The 17,608-nt window shown below is 64.8% G+C and carries 15 protein-coding genes and 1 pseudogene; 6 read left to right on the top strand and 10 right to left on the bottom strand.

Features of this window, described 5'->3' with window-relative positions; translation table 11 throughout:
• Nucleotides 1–67: 67 nt before the first annotated feature.
• Nucleotides 68–478, top strand: a complete 411-nt coding sequence (locus tag GEV37_RS01130; protein WP_227388328.1) for a DUF1090 domain-containing protein — start codon at nucleotides 68–70, stop codon at nucleotides 476–478.
• Between the two features lie 16 nt (nucleotides 479–494).
• On the opposite strand, the gene GEV37_RS01125 is transcribed toward GEV37_RS01130, so the two are convergent.
• The 6 genes from GEV37_RS01125 to GEV37_RS01100 all read right to left on the bottom strand — a co-directional run bounded on the left by GEV37_RS01125 (nucleotide 495) and on the right by GEV37_RS01100 (nucleotide 6,458).
• A complete protein-coding gene (locus GEV37_RS01125; protein ID WP_227388327.1) occupies nucleotides 495–1,568 on the bottom strand; it encodes a sulfate/molybdate ABC transporter ATP-binding protein in 1,074 nt (357 codons plus the stop codon).
• 41 nt (nucleotides 1,569–1,609) lie between these two features.
• Nucleotides 1,610–2,473, bottom strand: a complete 864-nt coding sequence (cysW, locus tag GEV37_RS01120) for a sulfate ABC transporter permease subunit CysW (RefSeq protein WP_227389192.1) — start codon at nucleotides 2,471–2,473, stop codon at nucleotides 1,610–1,612.
• A gap of 75 nt (nucleotides 2,474–2,548) precedes the next feature.
• The gene (cysT, locus tag GEV37_RS01115; RefSeq protein ID WP_227388326.1) at nucleotides 2,549–3,379 is read right to left on the bottom strand and encodes a sulfate ABC transporter permease subunit CysT; all 831 of its coding nucleotides are present in this window, start codon (nucleotides 3,377–3,379) and stop codon (nucleotides 2,549–2,551) included.
• A gap of 50 nt (nucleotides 3,380–3,429) precedes the next feature.
• Complete coding sequence (locus GEV37_RS01110) at nucleotides 3,430–4,497, bottom strand: sulfate ABC transporter substrate-binding protein (protein ID WP_227388325.1); 1,068 nt, start codon at nucleotides 4,495–4,497, stop codon at nucleotides 3,430–3,432.
• A gap of 126 nt (nucleotides 4,498–4,623) precedes the next feature.
• The gene (locus GEV37_RS01105; protein ID WP_227388324.1) at nucleotides 4,624–5,571 is read right to left on the bottom strand and encodes a CysB family HTH-type transcriptional regulator; all 948 of its coding nucleotides are present in this window, start codon (nucleotides 5,569–5,571) and stop codon (nucleotides 4,624–4,626) included.
• Nucleotides 5,572–5,720: 149 nt separating this feature from the next.
• Nucleotides 5,721–6,458 (bottom strand): CDP-alcohol phosphatidyltransferase family protein, encoded by a 738-nt coding sequence (locus GEV37_RS01100; protein ID WP_227388323.1) that lies wholly within the window; start codon nucleotides 6,456–6,458, stop codon nucleotides 5,721–5,723.
• A gap of 250 nt (nucleotides 6,459–6,708) precedes the next feature.
• Here GEV37_RS01100 and GEV37_RS01095 point away from each other — a divergent pair, with 250 nt between their 5' ends.
• From GEV37_RS01095 to GEV37_RS01080, 4 genes and pseudogenes are all read left to right on the top strand, one after another.
• Nucleotides 6,709–7,698, top strand: a complete 990-nt coding sequence (locus GEV37_RS01095; RefSeq protein ID WP_227388322.1) for a zinc-dependent alcohol dehydrogenase — start codon at nucleotides 6,709–6,711, stop codon at nucleotides 7,696–7,698.
• Nucleotides 7,699–7,715: 17 nt separating this feature from the next.
• Complete coding sequence (locus GEV37_RS01090; protein ID WP_227388321.1) at nucleotides 7,716–8,114, top strand: 6-pyruvoyl trahydropterin synthase family protein; 399 nt, start codon at nucleotides 7,716–7,718, stop codon at nucleotides 8,112–8,114.
• A complete protein-coding gene (locus tag GEV37_RS01085) occupies nucleotides 8,111–10,036 on the top strand; it encodes a glycosyltransferase (RefSeq protein WP_227388320.1) in 1,926 nt (641 codons plus the stop codon). The genes GEV37_RS01090 and GEV37_RS01085 overlap by 4 nt, the downstream gene beginning before the upstream one ends.
• Nucleotides 9,988–10,902, top strand: a pseudogene (locus GEV37_RS01080) (lysylphosphatidylglycerol synthase transmembrane domain-containing protein); the annotation flags it as partial. The gene GEV37_RS01085 and the pseudogene GEV37_RS01080, both read left to right, overlap by 49 nt.
• Nucleotides 10,903–10,926: 24 nt before the next feature.
• Here GEV37_RS01080 and GEV37_RS01075 read toward each other — a convergent pair.
• Nucleotides 10,927–11,823 (bottom strand): RibD family protein, encoded by an 897-nt coding sequence (locus GEV37_RS01075; RefSeq protein WP_227389191.1) that lies wholly within the window; start codon nucleotides 11,821–11,823, stop codon nucleotides 10,927–10,929.
• Between the two features lie 97 nt (nucleotides 11,824–11,920).
• On the opposite strand from GEV37_RS01075, the gene ribA reads away from it, so the two are divergent.
• On the top strand, nucleotides 11,921–13,027 hold the full coding sequence (ribA, locus tag GEV37_RS01070; protein ID WP_227388319.1) for a GTP cyclohydrolase II RibA: 1,107 nt from the start codon (nucleotides 11,921–11,923) through the stop codon (nucleotides 13,025–13,027).
• Nucleotides 13,028–13,065: 38 nt separating this feature from the next.
• Here ribA and GEV37_RS01065 read toward each other — a convergent pair whose 3' ends face one another.
• The 3 genes from GEV37_RS01065 to GEV37_RS01055 all read right to left on the bottom strand — a co-directional run bounded on the left by GEV37_RS01065 (nucleotide 13,066) and on the right by GEV37_RS01055 (nucleotide 17,431).
• Nucleotides 13,066–13,845, bottom strand: a complete 780-nt coding sequence (locus tag GEV37_RS01065; RefSeq protein WP_227388318.1) for a creatininase family protein — start codon at nucleotides 13,843–13,845, stop codon at nucleotides 13,066–13,068.
• A gap of 99 nt (nucleotides 13,846–13,944) precedes the next feature.
• Nucleotides 13,945–15,915 carry a glucans biosynthesis glucosyltransferase MdoH gene (gene mdoH / locus GEV37_RS01060; RefSeq protein WP_227388317.1) on the bottom strand — a complete coding sequence of 657 codons (1,971 nt, stop codon included), beginning with the start codon at nucleotides 15,913–15,915 and terminating at the stop codon, nucleotides 13,945–13,947.
• Nucleotides 15,908–17,431: an OpgD/OpgG family glucan biosynthesis protein gene (locus tag GEV37_RS01055; RefSeq protein ID WP_227388316.1), complete on the bottom strand. Its 1,524-nt coding sequence runs from the start codon at nucleotides 17,429–17,431 to the stop codon at nucleotides 15,908–15,910. The genes mdoH and GEV37_RS01055 overlap by 8 nt, the downstream gene beginning before the upstream one ends.
• Between the last annotated feature and the right edge of the window lie 177 nt (nucleotides 17,432–17,608).

Genomic DNA, 17,608 nt, shown 5'->3' with positions numbered 1-17,608 from the left:
TCACACTCTCTAACCTGGGCTTATCGCTTTCATTCGCGCCGAAAGGCGCAACGACCAGGGGAAGACAATGAAACATCGCGGATCGACACTCAAGGCCCTGCTGCTGGTTTCGACCAGCGCCCTGCCGTTGATGGCCTCGGCGGACGATGCCTTGTGCGAGCAGAAAGCGGCCGAGGTACGCGCCCAGCGGGAGCACGCGCAGGCTCAGGGCAATGCGCACCGCGTCGAAGGACTCGAGCGCGCGCTTGCCGCCATCGAGCAAGACTGCAGCAATGAAAGCGTGCTGGAAGACGCCCGGGAAGACGTGAGAGAGCGCCTTGCGGACGTTCAGACCCGCCAGGCCGAGTTCGAGCAGGCGATGCAAAGCGGCGACGAGAGTGACGTGCGAAAGCGCCGCTTGAAACTCGAGGAGGCCACCCTCGAACTCGAGGAGGATACCGAGGCGCTGAACGCGCTGACCCGCCAGGTCGAGCCCTGACCAGGTCGCGCGCCGATCAGCCGGTGGCCTCCTCGGGCAGAAAGACCCGGCCCTGGCGGGGACGAAGCCACGCCTGCCCGCCCTGCTCGAGCCCCAGCGCGTTGAAGCGGTGCTTGGCCATCTCGGCGTGGATCGGGGTATCGCCCTGGTCCGTCACAAGCTCCAGGCGCACCGTCGGCCCCACCACCGAAACCAGCGAGATGCGGGCGGCCAGCGTGTCCGGTTGGTCGGCGGTGGCCAGCACGTCGATGTCGTGGGCGCGCACGAAGGCATGGCCCGAGGCATGGCGATGATGCGGGTACTGGGGGGCGGGCAGGGTCACCTCGCCGATTCGCGCGCTTCCCTCGTGAATGTGAGCGTCGAAGCGGTTGACGTTGCCCAAAAACCGGTAGACGAAGGGGTTGGCCGGCGCGTCGTAGACCTCCTCCGGCGAGCCGTCCTGCTCCACCCGGCCCTGGTTCATGACGATCACCCGGTCGGAGACCTCCAGCGCCTCCTCCTGGTCGTGGGTGACGAAGATGCTGGTCACGTGGATCTCGTCGTGCAGCCGGCGCAGCCAGCGCCTGAGCTCCGCGCGCACCTTGGCATCCAGCGCCCCGAAGGGCTCGTCGAGCAGCAAAACTTTAGGCTCCACCGCCAGCGCTCGGGCCAGGGCGATACGCTGGCGCTGGCCGCCGGAGAGCTGGTGCGGATAGCGATGAGCCGTCCAGTCGAGCTGAACGAGCTCCAGAAGGCGCATGACCTTGTCGCGAATCTCGCGCTTGGTCGGGCGGGTGCTTCGCGGGCGCACGGTCAGCCCAAAAGCGACGTTGTCGAACACGCTCATGTGCTTGAACAGCGCATAGTGTTGGAAGACGAACCCGACCCCGCGCTTACTGACGTGAAGGTCCGTGGTGTCTTCGCCGTGAAAGCGGATGCGCCCGCTATCCGGCTGCTCGAGCCCTGCGATGATGCGCAGCAGCGTCGTCTTGCCCGAGCCGGACGGGCCGAGCAGGGCGGTCAGTTCGCCTTCGCGAAAGGTGAGGCTTGCGTCGTCCACCGCGACGAAGTCGCGAAAGCGCTTGTTGACGCGATCGATCTCGATACTCATGTGACAACCCCTGTCGTCGGTAGTGATGCGATGGAAAACGCTCAGGCGGCGGCGCGGCGCTTTTGCCGCTCGTCCTGCCATTCGATGATGCTCTTGATCGCGATGGTGACCAGCGCCAGGCCCGTCAGCAGCGACGAGACGGCGAAGGCAGCGGTGAACATGTACTCGTTGTAGAGCACCTCGATATGCAACGGCACGGTGTTGGTCTCACCGCGAATGCGCCCGGACACCACCGCCACGGCGCCGAACTCGCCCATGGCCCGGGCGTTGCACAGGATCACCCCGTAGATCAGCCCCCACTTGATGTTGGGCAGGGTGACGTACCAGAAGGTCTTGAGCCCGCCGGCCCCGAGGGTCAGCGACGCCTCTTCCTCCTCCTTGCCCTGCTGCTGCATCAAGGGGATCAGCTCCCGGGCGATGAAGGGCAGGGTGCCGAAGGCGATGACGATGACGATGCCGGGTGCGGCGAAGATGATGCGCAGGTCATGGGCGGCGAGCCAGGGGCCGAGCCAGCCCTGTGAGCCGAACAGGATGACGAAGATGAGCCCCACCACTACCGGCGAAATGGCAAACGGCATGTCGATCAGCGAGATCAGCACGGGTTTGCCGGGAAACTCGAACTTGGCGATGGCCCAGGCGGCGGCCACGCCGAACACGGTGTTGAGCGGGACGACGATGGCCACGATCAGAAGCGTCAGGCGGATAGCGGAAAGCGCATCCGGGTCGCGAACGGCCTCGAACCAGGCCGCCAGACCTCGCTCGAAGGCGCCGTACAGCACCACGGACAGTGGCAGCACCAGAAACAGCCCCACGAAGATCAGCGCCGTCGTGATCAGCACCGCCTTGAGCCAGGCGGGCTCGTCGGTGGCACGCTGCCAGCGCCTGGCCAGGTCACCGTCGTCCACGACCGCCGGTGCCCCGGCGTCTCGTCCATCGCGTGTGGCTTGATTGAATGTGTTCACTCTGGATTCCCTTGCTGATTAACCGTGGCGGCGACTGGTCCACCACTGCAGGCCGTTGATGACCAGGAGCATCGCGAAGGCCACCACGAGCATCACCGTGCCGATGGCGGCGGCGCCGTGGTAGTCGTACTGCTCCGCCTTGGCAACGATCAAAAGCGGGGTGATTTCGGTGCGAAAGGGCAGGTTGCCCGAGATGAACACCACGGAGCCGTACTCCCCGAGCGCGCGGGCGAAGGCCAGCGCGAAACCGGTCAGCAGTGCGGGGAACAGCGCCGGAAAGATCACCCGGCGGATCGTGGTGAAACGGTCGGCGCCGAGGCTGGCCGAGGCCTCCTCCCACTCCGCTTCCAGATCCTCTAGCACCGGCTGTACCGTGCGCACCACGAAGGGCAGCCCGATGTAGGTGAGCGCGACGACCACGCCCAGCTGGGTGTAAGCGACGCGCAGGCCGAAAAGCTCGAAATATCGACCGACCCAGCCGGTGCTCGCGTAGAGAGTGACCAGGGCGATGCCTGCCACTGCCGTGGGCAGGGCGAAGGGCAGATCCACCAGGGCATCCACCAGGCGCTTGCCGGGAAAGCGGTAGCGCACCAGCACCCAGGCGAGCAAGGCGCCGAAGACCAGATTGATCGTGGCGCCGACCAGGGAGGCGCCGAAGGAGAGCTTGTAGGAGGCCACCACCTGACGCTGGGTGATGGCGTGCCAGAAGGTCTCCCAGCTCATGGTGGTGGTATAAAGCAGAAAGGCGCCGACCGGCACCAGGAAGATCAACCCCATGTAGAGCAGGGTGAATCCCATGGTCAGGCCGAAGCCGGGTATCACTCGACGCCGGGCAAGCGTGATCGACATGGCAAGGTTCCTCGGGGCCGGAAGGCATGGCCTTCCGGCAGGCGGTAGGGTCAAGGCGTGTTGATGGCTTCGAGGATCTCGTCGAAGACGCCGCCGTCGTTGAAGAAGCGCGTCTGGGCCTCGCGCCAGCCGCCGAACACCTCGTCGATGGTGAACAGATCCAGCGACGGGAACTCGTCGATGTACTCCGCCAGCACCGCCTCGTCCACCGGGCGGTAGTAGTGCTGGGCCGCGAGCGCCTGTGCCTCGCTCGAGTAGAGATACTCGAGATAGCCCTCGGCCACCTCGCGGGTGCCCTTGCGCTCCACGTTGGCGTCGACCACCGCCACCGGTGGCTCGGCGAGGATGCTCTGAGCTGGCACCACGATCTCGAAGTCGCCGCGACCGAGCTCTTCGACGGACAGGATCGCCTCGTTCTCCCAGGCCAGCAGCACGTCGCCCAGGCGCCGCTGGACGAAGGTGTTGGTGGCACCGCGGGCGCCGGAATCGAGCACCGGCACGTTCTCGAACACTCGACGCACGAAGTCGAAGGTCTGCTCTTCGTCACCGTCGAACTGCTCGAGGCCGTAGCCCCACAGGGCAAGGAAATTCCAGCGTGCGCCGCCGGAGGTCTTGGGGTTCGGGGTGATCACCTCGACATCCTCGCGCACCAGGTCTTCCCAGCCCTGGATGTTTTTGGGATTACCCTCGCGCACCAGCAGCACGATGGTGGACGTGTAGGGAGCGCTGTTGTGCGGCAGCCGGGTCTGCCAGTCCTCGGGCAGCAGGTCCGCACGGTCGTGAAGCGCGTCGATGTCGTAGGCCAGCGCCAGGGTCACCACGTCGGCGTCGATGCCATCGATCACCGAGCGGCCCTGGGAGCCCGAGCCACCGTGGGACTGGCGTACGGTCACTTCCTGGTCGTGGCCTTCGCGCCAGTGTTCGGCGAAGAGCTGGTTGTAAGCGCGGTAGAACTCGCGGGTCGGATCGTAAGAGACGTTGAGCAGCTCCACGCGCTCGGTCTGGGCCTGGGCCTGCGAGCTGACCCCGAGGGTGGCGCCTAGCACGGCGCCGCCGATCAGAATCGAAGCGGTGAGTCTGGATAGCGACCAAAGCGTGGGCGGTGTGGTGAGATTCATGGCGGCTCCCTGGTGTCGTGAGTAAGTCGATGACGTTATGGGAGACAGCCTACGCACTGCCTTTAAAATCAATAACGAATATAAAATGGATTGTTTATTACTTTTTTAGCTTAAGCGCGCCGCCGCTCATAGTGCAACGAAATCACCCTGGCGCCCTGCCAATACCCGCTGAACGGTCTCTTCGTCCAGATTCTCGCGGCAAAGCTTCAAGAACTGATAGGCATAACCGCGCAGGAAGTGGCCGCGGCGCAGGGCCAGGTAGGTGGTGTTACGCGGGAACAACGCGCTGGCATCGAGCAGGGTAAGACCGCGGTCGCGCTGCTCGTGGTAGGCCATCGAAGCGATGACCCCCACGCCCATCTCGAGCTCGACGTAGGTCTTGATCACGTCGGCATCCAGCGCGGTCAGCACGATATCCGGGGTAAGCCTGGCGGCGGCGAAGGCCTGGTCGATACGTGTTCGTCCGGTAAAGCCATCGTGATAGGTAATGAGGGGGTAGTCGGCGATGCGCTCGAGGGTCAACGGCGTGCCGTCGTTCAAGGGGTGATCATCGAAAACGATGATGCCGTGATACCAGTGGTAGAACGGAAAACAGACAAACAGCTGATTTTCTTCATGTAGTGCTTCGGTGGCGATGCCGATGTCCACCTTGCCGGCTTTCAACAGGGAGACGATCTCGTCCGGACCGCACTGGTGTAGCTCCAGATGTACCTTGGGAAAGGCCTGCTTGAATCGCGCGATGATGGGCGGCAGCGCGTAGCGCGCCTGGGTATGGGTGGTAGCGATGGCAAGGCTCCCCTCGTCCTCGTGGGTGAGCTGATGCGCCGAACGCTTGAGGTTCTCCACGTCCAGCAGGATGCGCTCGACGATTTCCAGAAGCGCGCTGCCCGCCAGCGTCAGGCCCAGAATACGCTTGCCGCGGCGCTCGAAGAGCTCGACCCCAAGCTCCTCTTCCAGGTCGCGAATCTGCTTGCTGGCGCCGGACTGGGAGGTATACAGCGCGTTGGACGCCTCAGTGAGGTTGTAGTGCTGGCGCACGGTTTCACGCACGATCCGCAGCTGCTGAAAATTCATGACACGTTGTTTCCTGAAAGCCCTTTATTCTAAAAAAGAATATTCAATTGGCTTGTTATTCAATAATTATATTTTCAGCTAACCATATCGGTTTTAGCGATTTGGCGCATGGAGGGCGTGAAAGGGAACAAGAGCCACCTGAACAGGCGTCATCTGGAAGAGGAGTTACGGGCCTGCCGATAGAGCCAATGGATATCGACCCCGAAAGAGTAGACGGAGGCGACGAGCGCGCTCAGCGCCAGCAGCATCGCCGTCGTATGGCTGGTGAGCGGCGTGAGAGACAGCAGCAGCGCCAGCACCTGCCAGACACATACCGTCTTGCGCCGGAGGCTCGGAAAGAGGGGGGCCGCCAGCCACTCGAGGCGCCACCCCGCCAGCACGAAGGCATAGCGCAGGGCGCCGATCAGCACTACCCAGGCGCCCAGGGATTCAAGACGTACGAGGCCGATGCATAGCAGCAGGATCATCAACGCATCGAGCTCCATGTCGAAGCGGGCGCCAAAGTGCGAGTGGCTGTTCGTCCGGCGGGCGACGAACCCGTCGATGCCATCCAGCATCAGCGAGACGACCGCCATGCAAAGCCATATCCAAATGGCGTCCACGAAGGCGTTGTCGGCCAGCGCCCCGGCGACGAGCGCCACCAGCACCGCGCGCACGAGCGTCACCCGGTTGGCCCAGCCAAGCGGCCCGGCGCGCCAGAGTGTCAACGTCAAAAAGACGATGACGCCGTACACCCCGGCTGCCGTCGCCCAGTTGCTTTTCGAGATCATCAGGCCCGGTATCAGCGTTCCTAGGGCAATCAACAGTAAACCGCCCAGAAACAGTTCCAGGGCGCTGTAGAAACGTTTGGCCGGGGTCACGCTGGGCGCGTTGATGAACAGCGACATGGTGGCTCGCAAAGCGGTACTAGCCGCGTTTCGTTATGCATTGAAAATAGGGTCACGACTTTTCGTACATGCTGGCGCGTATTGTCTATTGCTTTAAGCAGGTTAGCTCTTTTTTACCAAATAATCGTAAGTTTGAGGCGTCGACGGTTTTCTCGGCTAAGCTTTCACGAAGGGAACAGGAAAAGTCCGATCGAATAATAATTGTCTCTTGAGCGTTAAAAAGAGATACCACCAACAGGGAACCGTTTTTATGCCACTGCCGGAAACCGCCCAGGCGTTTTGGGTCACGCGCCCCGGCGAGGGCGAGATTCGAACTGCGTCGCTCGACCCCCTCACCGCAGACCACGTTCACGTGCGCGCACTCTACAGCGGCGTGAGCCGAGGCACCGAGTCGCTGGTATTCAACGCCCGCGTTCCCGAAAGCGAATACGCGCGCATGCGTGCCCCCTTTCAAGACGGCGAGTTTCCTGCCCCGGTCAAGTACGGTTACTGCAGCGTCGGCGTGGTCGAACAGGGGCCAAAGGCGCTCTTGAACGCGCACGTATTCTGCCTCTACCCGCATCAAAGCCGCTACGTCGTGCCGGTCGAGGCCGTACTGCCGCTGCCCGATAACGTGCCTGCCGAGCGCGCGGTGCTCACCGCCAACATGGAAACCGCCGTCAACGGCGTATGGGATGCCAACCCCCGCCTGGGCGAGACGCTCTGCGTGGTGGGGGCCGGCGTGGTCGGCGCACTGGTGGCGTATCTGTGTGCCCGCATTCCCGGCGTCAACGTGCATCTCATCGATATCGACCCTCGGCGCCAGTCGCTCGCCCAAGCGTTGGGCGTGAACTTCGCCACGCCTGACAGCGCGCCACAGGAGCAGGACTGCGTGATTCACGCAAGCGGCCACGGCGAGGGGCTCAAGCTCGGCCTGAGCCTGCTGGGGCGCGAAGGGCGCCTGATCGAGATGAGCTGGTTCGGCGAAGGCGAGACGTCGCTTTCGCTCGGCGGCGCCTTTCACTCCCAGCGCCTCTCCATCAAGGCGAGCCAGGTCGGCCAGCTACCGGCGCCGATGCAGCCCCGCTGGGATTACCGCCGCCGTCTGGCGCTTGCGCTGCGTCTTCTCGACGATCCGGTACTCGATCAATTGATCAGCGGCGAATGCACGCTGGAGAAATTCCCCGCGCTGGCCCCTGCGCTTCTGGGGCCCGGCAGTCGGGCGCTTTGCCACCGCATTGCCTACCCCGACAACGATTAACCCCGACAGGAGTCACCATGTACCGTCTATGCGTTCGCGATCACTTCATGATTGCCCACAGTTTCAATGGCGAGATCTTCGGCCCTGCCCAGCGTACCCACGGCGCGACCTACGTGGTCGACGTAACGTTCATGCGTCCGGAGCTCGACCCGGATGGCCTGGTCATCGACATCGGCCTGGCCAGTGAGACTCTCAAGGAGGCGCTGGCCGACTACAACTTCCAGAACCTGGACGAGGTGGCCGCGTTCAAGGGCAAGAACACCACCACGGAATTCATGGCCGGCGTGATCTTTCAGGCGCTCGCCAAGAGCATCAAGGAGGGGCGTATGGGGACGACTGCCCAAGGCATTACCCACATGGAGGTGAAACTCCACGAGTCCCACGTCGCCTGGGCAAGCTACGAAGGCGCCCTATGAGCAACCGCGTCACCTTGATGGTGGCCGGCTCGCTCGACCAGCGCACCGGCGGCTACGTGTACGACGCTCGAATGGTGGACGCGCTGGCAAGCCACGGCTTCGAAGTGGACGTGGCGGAGCTCGACGGCCGTTTTCCCGACGCCTGTGAGGTGGCCACCAACGCCTTCGATAGAGCGCTGGACGCCCTGGAGGATGCAGAGCGCATTATCGTCGATGGCCTGGTGATGGGCGCCTTGCCGGACAGCGTTGCACGCCATGCGCCAAGGCTGGATATCACGGCCCTGCTGCATCACCCGCTGGGTGACGAGCAGGGGCTTGACGAGGCGACGAGCAAGCGCTTTCACCTGAGCGAGCTTCAAGGGCTTTCGAGCGTTTCGCGCATCATCGTCACCAGCCGTTTCACCGCCGCGCGCCTCGAGGCGCTTGCAAAGGCGTACGGTGTCGAGATCACGGCACCTGTCAGCGTCGTCGAGCCCGGGGTCGAGCGTGCGCCGGTGAGCCCGGCGGCGGTCGAGGGCGAAGAGCTTCGCCTTCTGTGCGTGGCCACGCTCACCCCGCGCAAGGGGCAGGACGTGCTCGTCGAGGCGCTGTCGAGGGTGCAAGCTAAGGCCTGGCGATGCGATCTGTTCGGCGGCCATCGCGATGCGTCTTTTACCCAGCGCGTCGAAGAGCTGATCGCGCGTCACGAGCCAAGCCGTATCACTCTGCATGGCGAGTGCGACGCCGCAACCCTCGAAGCCGCCTACCAAAGCGCCCATGCGCTGTTGCTGCCTTCCTGGTACGAAGGGTATGGCATGGTGATCACCGAGGCGCTGGCCCATGGTTTGCCGGTCATCACCACCACCGGCGGGGCGCTGGCGCAGACGCTGCCGCGCAACGCAGGCTTGAGTGTCCCACCGGGCGACGTCGAGGCGCTGGCAACGAAGCTCGAGCGCTTTCTGAGCGATGGCGAGCTGCGCCACCGCCTGCGCGAAGGAGCCCTCATGGCGCGAGAGGCACTCGTCGACTGGCAGGCGGCGGGTGACGCCTTCGTGAAAGCACTCGAACCCCGTTCCACACTGGCGGCGGGTAGCCAGTTCGCTGCCGACTGGCTGACGCTGCGTGAAAGTGTGGATGGTGCATCGCGCAGCGGCGAGCTTGCCGATCGGGCCGCGCGCTGGCTCGCTGACGAGCCTGGGGCTGCCAGCATCGTCGACCTGGGGTGCGGGCGCGGCAGCAACCTGCAGTTTCTTGCCCCGCGTATTCGAGGCGCGCAGCGCTGGCAGCTTCTCGATCACGATGAAGCCCTGCTGGACGAGGCGCGCGAACGCGCCCATCGCCTCGCCCGGGAAGCCACGCTCTCCCTCACGATCGACACGCATTGCGCATCGCTTGGTGACCTGAGCCATCCGGCGCTCGACGAGGCTCGGTTGGTGAGCGCGTCGGCGCTTCTCGACCTGGCTTCTCGCGAGTGGCTTGAAACGCTGGCCGAGCGCTGCGCGGCGAACCGCCAGGCGCTCTTGATCGCGCTCAGCGTGACGGAGCAGTGGTGCTTTCTGGATCGCGCGGGCCAGCCGCTGGACGACGAAGACGATCGCTGGGCGCTGGCGCTGTTCAACGCCCATCAGCAGCGCGACAAGGGCTTGGGGGACGCCCTGGGCGGGGCGGCACACCCGGTACTGGTAGAGGCCCTCGCGGGGCAGGGCTACCGGATCGAGCAGACGGCCACTCCCTGGCACCTGAGCGCCGATGAGCCAAGCCTTCGCCCGATGATGCACGCCCTGGTGGAAGGGTGGGCCGAGGCGCTCACCGAACAGGCGCCGGAAGAGGCCAAACGTATCGCGGCGTGGCGCGATGCCCGCTGGGCGTCGTTGGCGGTTGGCGAGCTGGGGGTATGGGTAGGGCATCAGGATCTTCTCGCGCTGCCGGCGCAGAAGGGCTGACCATGAACATGCTGGCGTTGTTGAAGACCCCTTGGGTACAGCGCGGAGTGATCAGCGTGGCGCTGCTGGGCGCCGTCGCCCTGTGGGTCGACCCGGGCGAGGTGATGCAGGAAGTGCGCCGACTCTCGCCCTGGTGGGTGGTGCTGGCACTGGGCATCAGTGTGCTGCAGGTCATGCTGAGCGCCTGGCGCTGGCGATTCACCGCTGGACTCCTGGGCGTGCCCTTGCGCTTTCGCTACGCCTTGCGCGAGTACTATCTGGCCCTGCTGATCAATCAGCTAGTGCCCGGTGGCGTGGTGGGGGATGCCGGGCGTGCGCACCGCCACGCCCGGCAGACAGGCTCACGCGGCAGCGCCTGGCGCGCGGTGGTGCTGGAGCGTGCCTCGGGTCAGGTTGCCGTAGCGCTTCTGGTCGTTGTTGCGCTGGCGCTGTCACCGCTTTGGCACCAGGCGTTGGGAGCGACTGGCTTGTTGGTCGCCATCACGATGTTGATGGGGGTGGCCGCCATCGTGGCGCTGCTGGTGGCCTGGCTTGGTCGAGCGGGACGGTCCTGGCTTCCGCGATGGTGTTTCGCCTTCGGACGCGATCTGCGTCGTAGCCTGCTCAGGCGCCGTGTCTGGTACTGGCAGTTATGTTCATCTCTTGCCATTGTTATGAGTTATGGGCTGGTCATGGTGTGTGCGGCGCGCGCTATTGGCGTCGAGCTTGCGACCGTCGATATCCTGGCACTCACTCCGCCGCTGCTGCTGGCCATGCTGGTGCCTCTCTCCATCGCTGGCTGGGGGCTTCGCGAAGGCGCGGCGGCGAGTGTCTGGCTGTTCGTCGGCCTGCCGTCCGCCCAGGGAGTCGCCATTTCGCTTGCCTATGGAGTGCTGGTGATGCTGTCGAGCCTACCGGGGATCTGGGTCGCCTTCGGTCGTCGCCACCGGGCCACGCCCGTCGGTGGTGGTGAAACCCAGATTGACGTCGAAAAGCGTGTCGTTTCCACAGCGAAAGGTACGCACCCGTGGACGCAGTGCGCTCTCCAGCGTCGTGATCGGCGTCATCTGAAGGCCCGGGCGGCCCGAGCCGATCAGAAGCGGCGCCACCAGAAGGTGCAGGCAATCGAGCGCTTTTGCCTCCACGAACTGGGAGACGGTGACGCCACCCCCTTCGACCAGTATGCGCCGGTAACCGCAGCGTCGCAGCAGGGCGATCACCGCCGCCGGGTCGAACTGGCCAGCGTCGTTCAGCGCCAGTTCGTAACGGACAGCATGGTTTTTTGGCAGCGAGAGGCCGGGGCCGGTGAGGTGCAGCGTGGGCGGCGTCGCGCTCTCGAACAGGGCAAGATGGCCGCCCACACGCCCGCGCGGGTCGAGCACGACCCGCGCCGGGTGAGCGCCGCTCACGTGGCGCACTGTGAGCTGCGGGTCATCGGCGCAGGCGGTGCCGGCGCCCACCACGACGGCATCTGCCAGCGCCCGCAAACGATGCAGATGGACCAGCGCCTCGAAACCGTTGATATAGTGGGAGTGGCCGCTTTCGGTGGCGATGCGGCCATCGAGGCTCTGGCCGAGCTGGGCCAGCGTCCAGGTTTCGCGCCTGGCCAGCGGCAGCAAACACTCCAGCAGCGCGGCGGCGTCGTTGCTTACCGGCACCTCGCTCGTCCAGCTGCCTTCATCGCGGGTATCGATGGGCGCCTCGCTTTCTGCGCCGTCGCGAATGGCCAGCAGCCAGCGCCAGGCGGCATCCACCTCGATTCTCTCGCCCTCGGGCGCGAAACTCGTAACACCAACGGAGTCGGGCATGACGTCCTCTCGATAAGACCAACGCTCAATCATGCTAGGGCCGAGTGGCCAACGCAAGCGCATACCGCCCGATACGCTAGGCAATCAGGAGGCCTACATGTACCACATTGAACGTGCCATTTTCGATATTCGCCGCGGCCTGCCCGTCGTGCTCGACACCGGCGAAGAGCGCCTGCTGGTTCAGGCGCTGGAGGGCAGCGACTCCGTCGAGGCCTTGTCACGGCTTTCCGGTTCGCGCCCGACGATGGTACTGACCCGCCATCGCCTGGCAGCGATGGGCATGTCTCTCAAGGCCGAAGCGGCGAGCCTGCCGCTGTCCGAGCAGATGAGCGCAAGCGACCTGCATCGCCTGGCGCTGTCGCAAGGTGAAGGCAAGACGCCGGGCGCACTGCTCAGCGGCCTAAAACCGGCGGGCGTGGGCGAGCGCGGCGCGGTCACCCTGATGCGCCGGGCGCTGCTGGTGCCTGCCGCGCTCTGCGCGGTGGTCAGCGAAGAGCAGGCGAGCGCCATCGACGAACGCCTGGCCAGCGGCGAGCTGCTCGAGGTGGATGCACGCGAGGCCGAAAAATGCCTGGCGGGGGCGCCGGGTATGCTCAACCGGGTGAGCGAGGCGCGCATTCCGCTGGAAGATGCCGCCGAGAGCCGTTTCGTACTGTTTCGCGAGCCGGACGGGCTGCGCGAGCACGTGGCGGTGGTGATCGGTGATCTCGAGCGTATCGAGGGGCCGGTGCCGCTGCGCCTGCACTCGGCCTGCCTTACCGGCGATCTGTTCGGCAGCCTGCGCTGCGATTGCGGCGAGCAGCTTCGCAACGCCGTGGGTGATATCCAGGCCATGGGAGGCGGGGTGCTGCTGTATCTCGCTCAGGAGGGGCGCGGTATTGGCCTCGCCAACAAGTTGCGCGCCTACACGCTGCAGGACGCGGGTCTGGATACGGTGGATGCCGATCAGGTGCTGGGCTTCGGTGACGATGAGCGCCAGTACGCCGTAGCGGTGGACATGCTGCGCGCGCTTGCCATCGACAAGGTGCAGCTTCTGACCAACAACCCGCTGAAAATGAAAGCGCTCGAAGAGGGAGGGGTCGAAGTGGTGTCACGTCAGGCACTCTACGGCAGCGTGACCGACCAGAATCATCGCTACCTGAGCGCCAAGGCGAGTCGTGCCGGACATCTGCTCGACGAAGTGCTCGCCGGTCGCACCCGCTAGGCGAACCGTACCCCGCAAGCGACGCTTGCGGGGGCTTCTCAGCGGCCTTGCAGTGGCGGCAGTGCGGCGGTCTCTGCGATGACCCGGGCAAGCCCGGCCCCGTAGTGCTCCACCAGCCGCCGGCCGAGGTCGGCATCGGCGCCGGTGGCGTCTCCCGCGACGCCGTGAAGGCTTAAATCCTCACCCATCCAGGCGAAGGCCGCCGCGCCTTCGGGCCCCAGCAGGTGCTCCGGCGTCTCGGGGCGGGCTGGTGCAGCGCGAACGTAACCCTCCATGTGCACCTGTGACGGCGCCAAATGCAGCATTATGGCCGTCTCCAGAAGCCCCCCGTGTAGCCCGAAGCGAAGCTCGTCGGCCTCGATCGCTCCAGCCAGGGGGGGCAGGCGCGTATAGGTCGCCTTGACCACGCGCAGCTCGAAGCGCTTGCGCAGCGTCAGTGCCGCCAGATCCATCACCGCCTTGTTGCCGCCATGGGCGTTGAGCAGCACCAGTTTCTTGATGCCGGCGCCCGCCACGCTTTCGCCGTAAGCCTCGAGGGTGGCGATGGCGAGCGCCGGTGGCAGGCTCAAGGTGCCGGCAAAATGAGAGTGCTCGTCGCTGGCGCCGACCGCCAGCGACGGCAGGCAGAGTACCTCCAGGCCGGGATCGAGCATCTCGAGCATCGCTTGCTGCAACCCTTCACCGATGATCAGATCGGTCCCCAGGGGCAGGTGGGTGCCGTGCTGTTCGATAGCGCCCAGAGTAAGGATCGCGATCGGGTCGCGGGCAGCCAGTGCCTGAAGTCGTGGCGCGGTCAGCGCCTGCCAGTGATGAATCATGCCTCTCCTGGGATAAAGTCGGTTCAGGCAGCGAAGGCGAGCTTGGCCGCACTCTGATCGAGCCAATCAACGATCGCGCCGCGCCTGCAGGCTGCCTAATCAGTGGGGTTCCTTGGCCGAATCGATGCTCGGGCGACGGTCGAACTGGCGAAACGACTGGCAGGGCATGTCGCCAAGCAGCTCCAGAGGCAGTGGCGTGGCGCTACCTTCGAGCGGTGCTCGAACCGCTTCCTGCTCGTCACTGCGCGCGCCGAGCGCGGCGAAGTCCTGCAGCAGCGCAGGCTTGAAAGCGATGCTCGGCGTCTTCAATAGGCCCAGGCGGTAGGCGAGCACGCCTCCCCAGGTGCCGCTGCTGGAGTACTTGACGATGGGGGCGGCGGCGACCAGGCCAAACCATGCCGGCGAAAGCCAGGCGAAGGCGGAAGGAGAGAGCAGGTACAGCGCCCCGGCCCAGGCGACCCCGCAAACGGTCATCCAGCCGGTATGCCACCAGGTCTCGTTCCAGGTCAAAGAGCGCTCGCCGCGATGCTGGGTCTGCCACTCGATGGAGCGCCCCAGCAGCACGTTGACGATGAACAGCGTATGCCAGGCCATCATCAAGGGGGCGATCAGGGCAGCGAATACCAGCTCCAGTACCACGCTCACGGTCAGCTTGAAGCGACCGCCAAAGGCTCGTGGGCACTGCCCGAGGGTCAGCAGCAGGCCAAGGAGCTTGGGGGCGACCAGCATGAACAGCGTAACCGACAAGAGCCCGGTGGAAAGCGGCTGAGGCAGCGGCGCGCCGGTGGCGCTGCCCATGGCCTGTACGCCGATCAAGAGGCTTGTGCATACCAGAAGCCCGAGCCATACCACCGATGATAAATAAGCGAAGGCGCCGAACAAGAAGTGCAGTCGGCTGATGGGGTGAAAGCCCGCGCCGCTCAGCAGGCGCAGGTGCTGCAGGTTGCCTTGCAGCCAGCGCCGGTCGCGCTTGGCAAAATCCAGGAGATTGCTCGGCATGGCCTCGAAGCTGTTGTGCGAGGCGCCGGTGAGCGGAGATTCATGGGACACCGCCGTGGTGGCCGACGTATCCAGCAGCACCTTCCAGCCGCCGCGCTTCAGAAGCGCCGCTTCGACGAAATCGTGACTCAGTACCTCGCCGCCCAGCGGAGCCTTGCCTGGCAGGGCGGGCAGCCCTGCATGGGCCATGAAGGCGCGCACGCGAATGATGGCGTTGTGGCCCCAGTAGTTGGCCGCATCACCTTGCCAGAAGCTCTGCCCAGCGGCCAGCATGGGGCTATAAAGTGCGGAAGCGAGCTGGGTGAAACGTCCGAACAGGGTGCGCTGGCCCACCGGAATCGGCACTGTCTGGATCAACCCGACATCGGGCTCGCGCTGCATGCGGTGAACCATGTGCAGAAGGGTCGCGCCGCTCATCAGGCTGTCGGCGTCGAGCACCACCATGTAGTCGTAGCGCCGGCCCCAGCGTCGGCAGAATTCGGCGATGTTGCCCGCCTTGCGCCCCAGGTTCTTCTCGCGGCGGCGATAGTAGACATTGATCTGGCCCGCCAGGCGCTGCTGGAGCGCCGCCACGTGGGCGGCTTCCTCGTCGGCCTGGGCGGCTTCCTGGGTGTCGCTGAGAATGAAGACATCGAAGTGATGGTGAATGTTGATGGCGCCGGCCATGCTGTGGGCGTCGGCCTGCTTGAGCAGCGAACGACAGGTCGCCTCGAGCCCCGCGATGGTGGGCACTGGCGGCTCGGCATAGATGGGCATGACGAGCGCCGTCTTGCTGACTAGCTGGTAGGCGCTGGGCGAAGCAGGGCGCTGGCGGCGCAGGGTCAGTGGGTCCAGACGCAGCGCGCAAAGCACGAAGCCACACACTGCGCCCCAGAAGGCCATGGCGATCCAGCCGAAGGTGAGCACGAACAGCGAGAGCGTGGCCATCTGCCAGCCCAGGGCTAGATCGGCCACCACGCGCAGCATGGCGAAGAAGCCCGCTACGCTCGAGGCCAGGACCACCAAGGCAAATAGCGTGCGTCGTGCGGCGAGACCGGGAATACGCACCTCGGTATTGATCTTTTCAGGCATCGGGGTACCACACATAGTTCCAGGTTTCGCTGATCGGCTGGTCGTCGAGCTCCAGCCGCAGGCGGATATCGGTCATCTTGTCGGCGGGAACGCGAAAGCTGGCGCGCCACTGTCGATCCGGCAGGGCCAGCACGTGGGGTTCGCGCACATCGCCGCTGCTGGTCTCGAGGTAGAGCTGCACGTCCGCTTCGCTTGCCAACGCATCCAGCTCACCGCCGGAGAAGTCGACGATGAACTGGCGCTCGTGCTGCCCGGGAGCCTCGGCGTTGCCAGCGATGCCGGCCTGCCCCTGGCGGGTACGAATCACCCGGGCCAAGTCGTGCTCCTGCGGGGTGCCGTTCAGGGTATGGGTGCTGTAGTGAAAGCGTTGCGACTCACCGGCGTTCAAGCGCGTGTCGCTGACCCAGTAAGCGACGATATTGTCGTGGGTCTCGTCGGGCGTGGCGATCTCGACCAGCTCGACGTGGCCCGCCCCCCAGTCCTCCAATGGTTCGACCCACTGGCTCGGGCGGCGATGGTACTGCGCTTCCATGTCCAGATAGTGACTGAAATCGCGCTCGCGTTGCATCAGGCCGAAGCCGGCCGGGTCCGCGTCGCTGAACAGCGAAAGATGCAACTGCTCGGGGTTGTCGAGGGGGCGCCAGATCCATTCGCCGGCGCCGGTATGCATCAAAAGGCCGTCGGAGTCGTGTACCTGGGGCCGGAAATCCTCCGGCGGGCTGGGCGTGGCCTCGCCAAAGGTGAACATGCTGGTCAAGGGAGCAATGCCGAGCTTGTCGATATCCTCACGGGCAAATAGTGCGACCTCGACGTCCATCCGGGTCTGCTCGCCCGGGGTCAGCGTGAACCGGTAAGCCCCGCTGAGCGACGGGCCGTCGAGCAGCGCCAGGAAGGTGATGGCCGTGGCATCTTCATCTGGCTTGAAGAACCAGAACTCGCGGAACTCCGGAAACTCCTCCTCCTCGGCGAGGGCGGTATGGATGGCAACGCCGCGCGTGGAGAGACCGTAGACCTGGCCCTGGCCGACCAGTCGAAAGTAGTTTGACCCCAGAAACACTGCGACCTCGTCGTGATACTCGTCGCTGTTGAGCGGGTAGTGCAAGCGAAAGCCGGCATGGCCGCTGCCGCTCAGGTCATGGTCGAGCAGCTCTCGGGCCGCGCCTTCGTAGGTGTAATCGTCGGTGTCGAAACGGATCGGCTCGACGTCGCCGCCGTCGATGACGTTGAGCTTGATAGGGTGGGGAAACAAAAAACCGCTGTGAAAGAGCTGCAGCGAAAACGGACTCTCGTTTCGCCAGTAGGCGCGTTCGGGGTCGAAGCGAATCTGGCGGTAGGTGTCATAACTCAGGTTCTGGAGCGGCTCGGGAAGCGTTGCCTCGGGCGCCTCGAAAGGCGCCTCGGCGAGGGCTTCGGCACGAGCGATCACGTCCTCGAACGTGATGCCGCTGGCCTGGGCAAGCGGCGCGCCAAAGATGCCCAACGATACGATCCATTGAATGGTAGTGCGACCCCTCATGGGTGAGTTCCTTTCGATTCACGGTCAGCGTCAGTCGACCTGACGGCGTTATAATTCAGGGTATGGCTATTTCAAGGCCGACGATTCTGACTATAGTTAACCCGCCAAGCGCGGGTTCGAGCACTCCTTGCCTCGCTGCAAAACTACTATAGTGGCATTGCCGCGTCTAATGTTGTG

Source organism: Vreelandella malpeensis (genome assembly GCF_020622355.1).
Taxonomy (GTDB): Bacteria; Pseudomonadota; Gammaproteobacteria; order Pseudomonadales; family Halomonadaceae; genus Vreelandella; species Vreelandella malpeensis.
The sequence above is the reverse complement of the archived record's forward strand: the minus strand, read 5'-3'. Positions and strand labels throughout refer to the sequence as shown.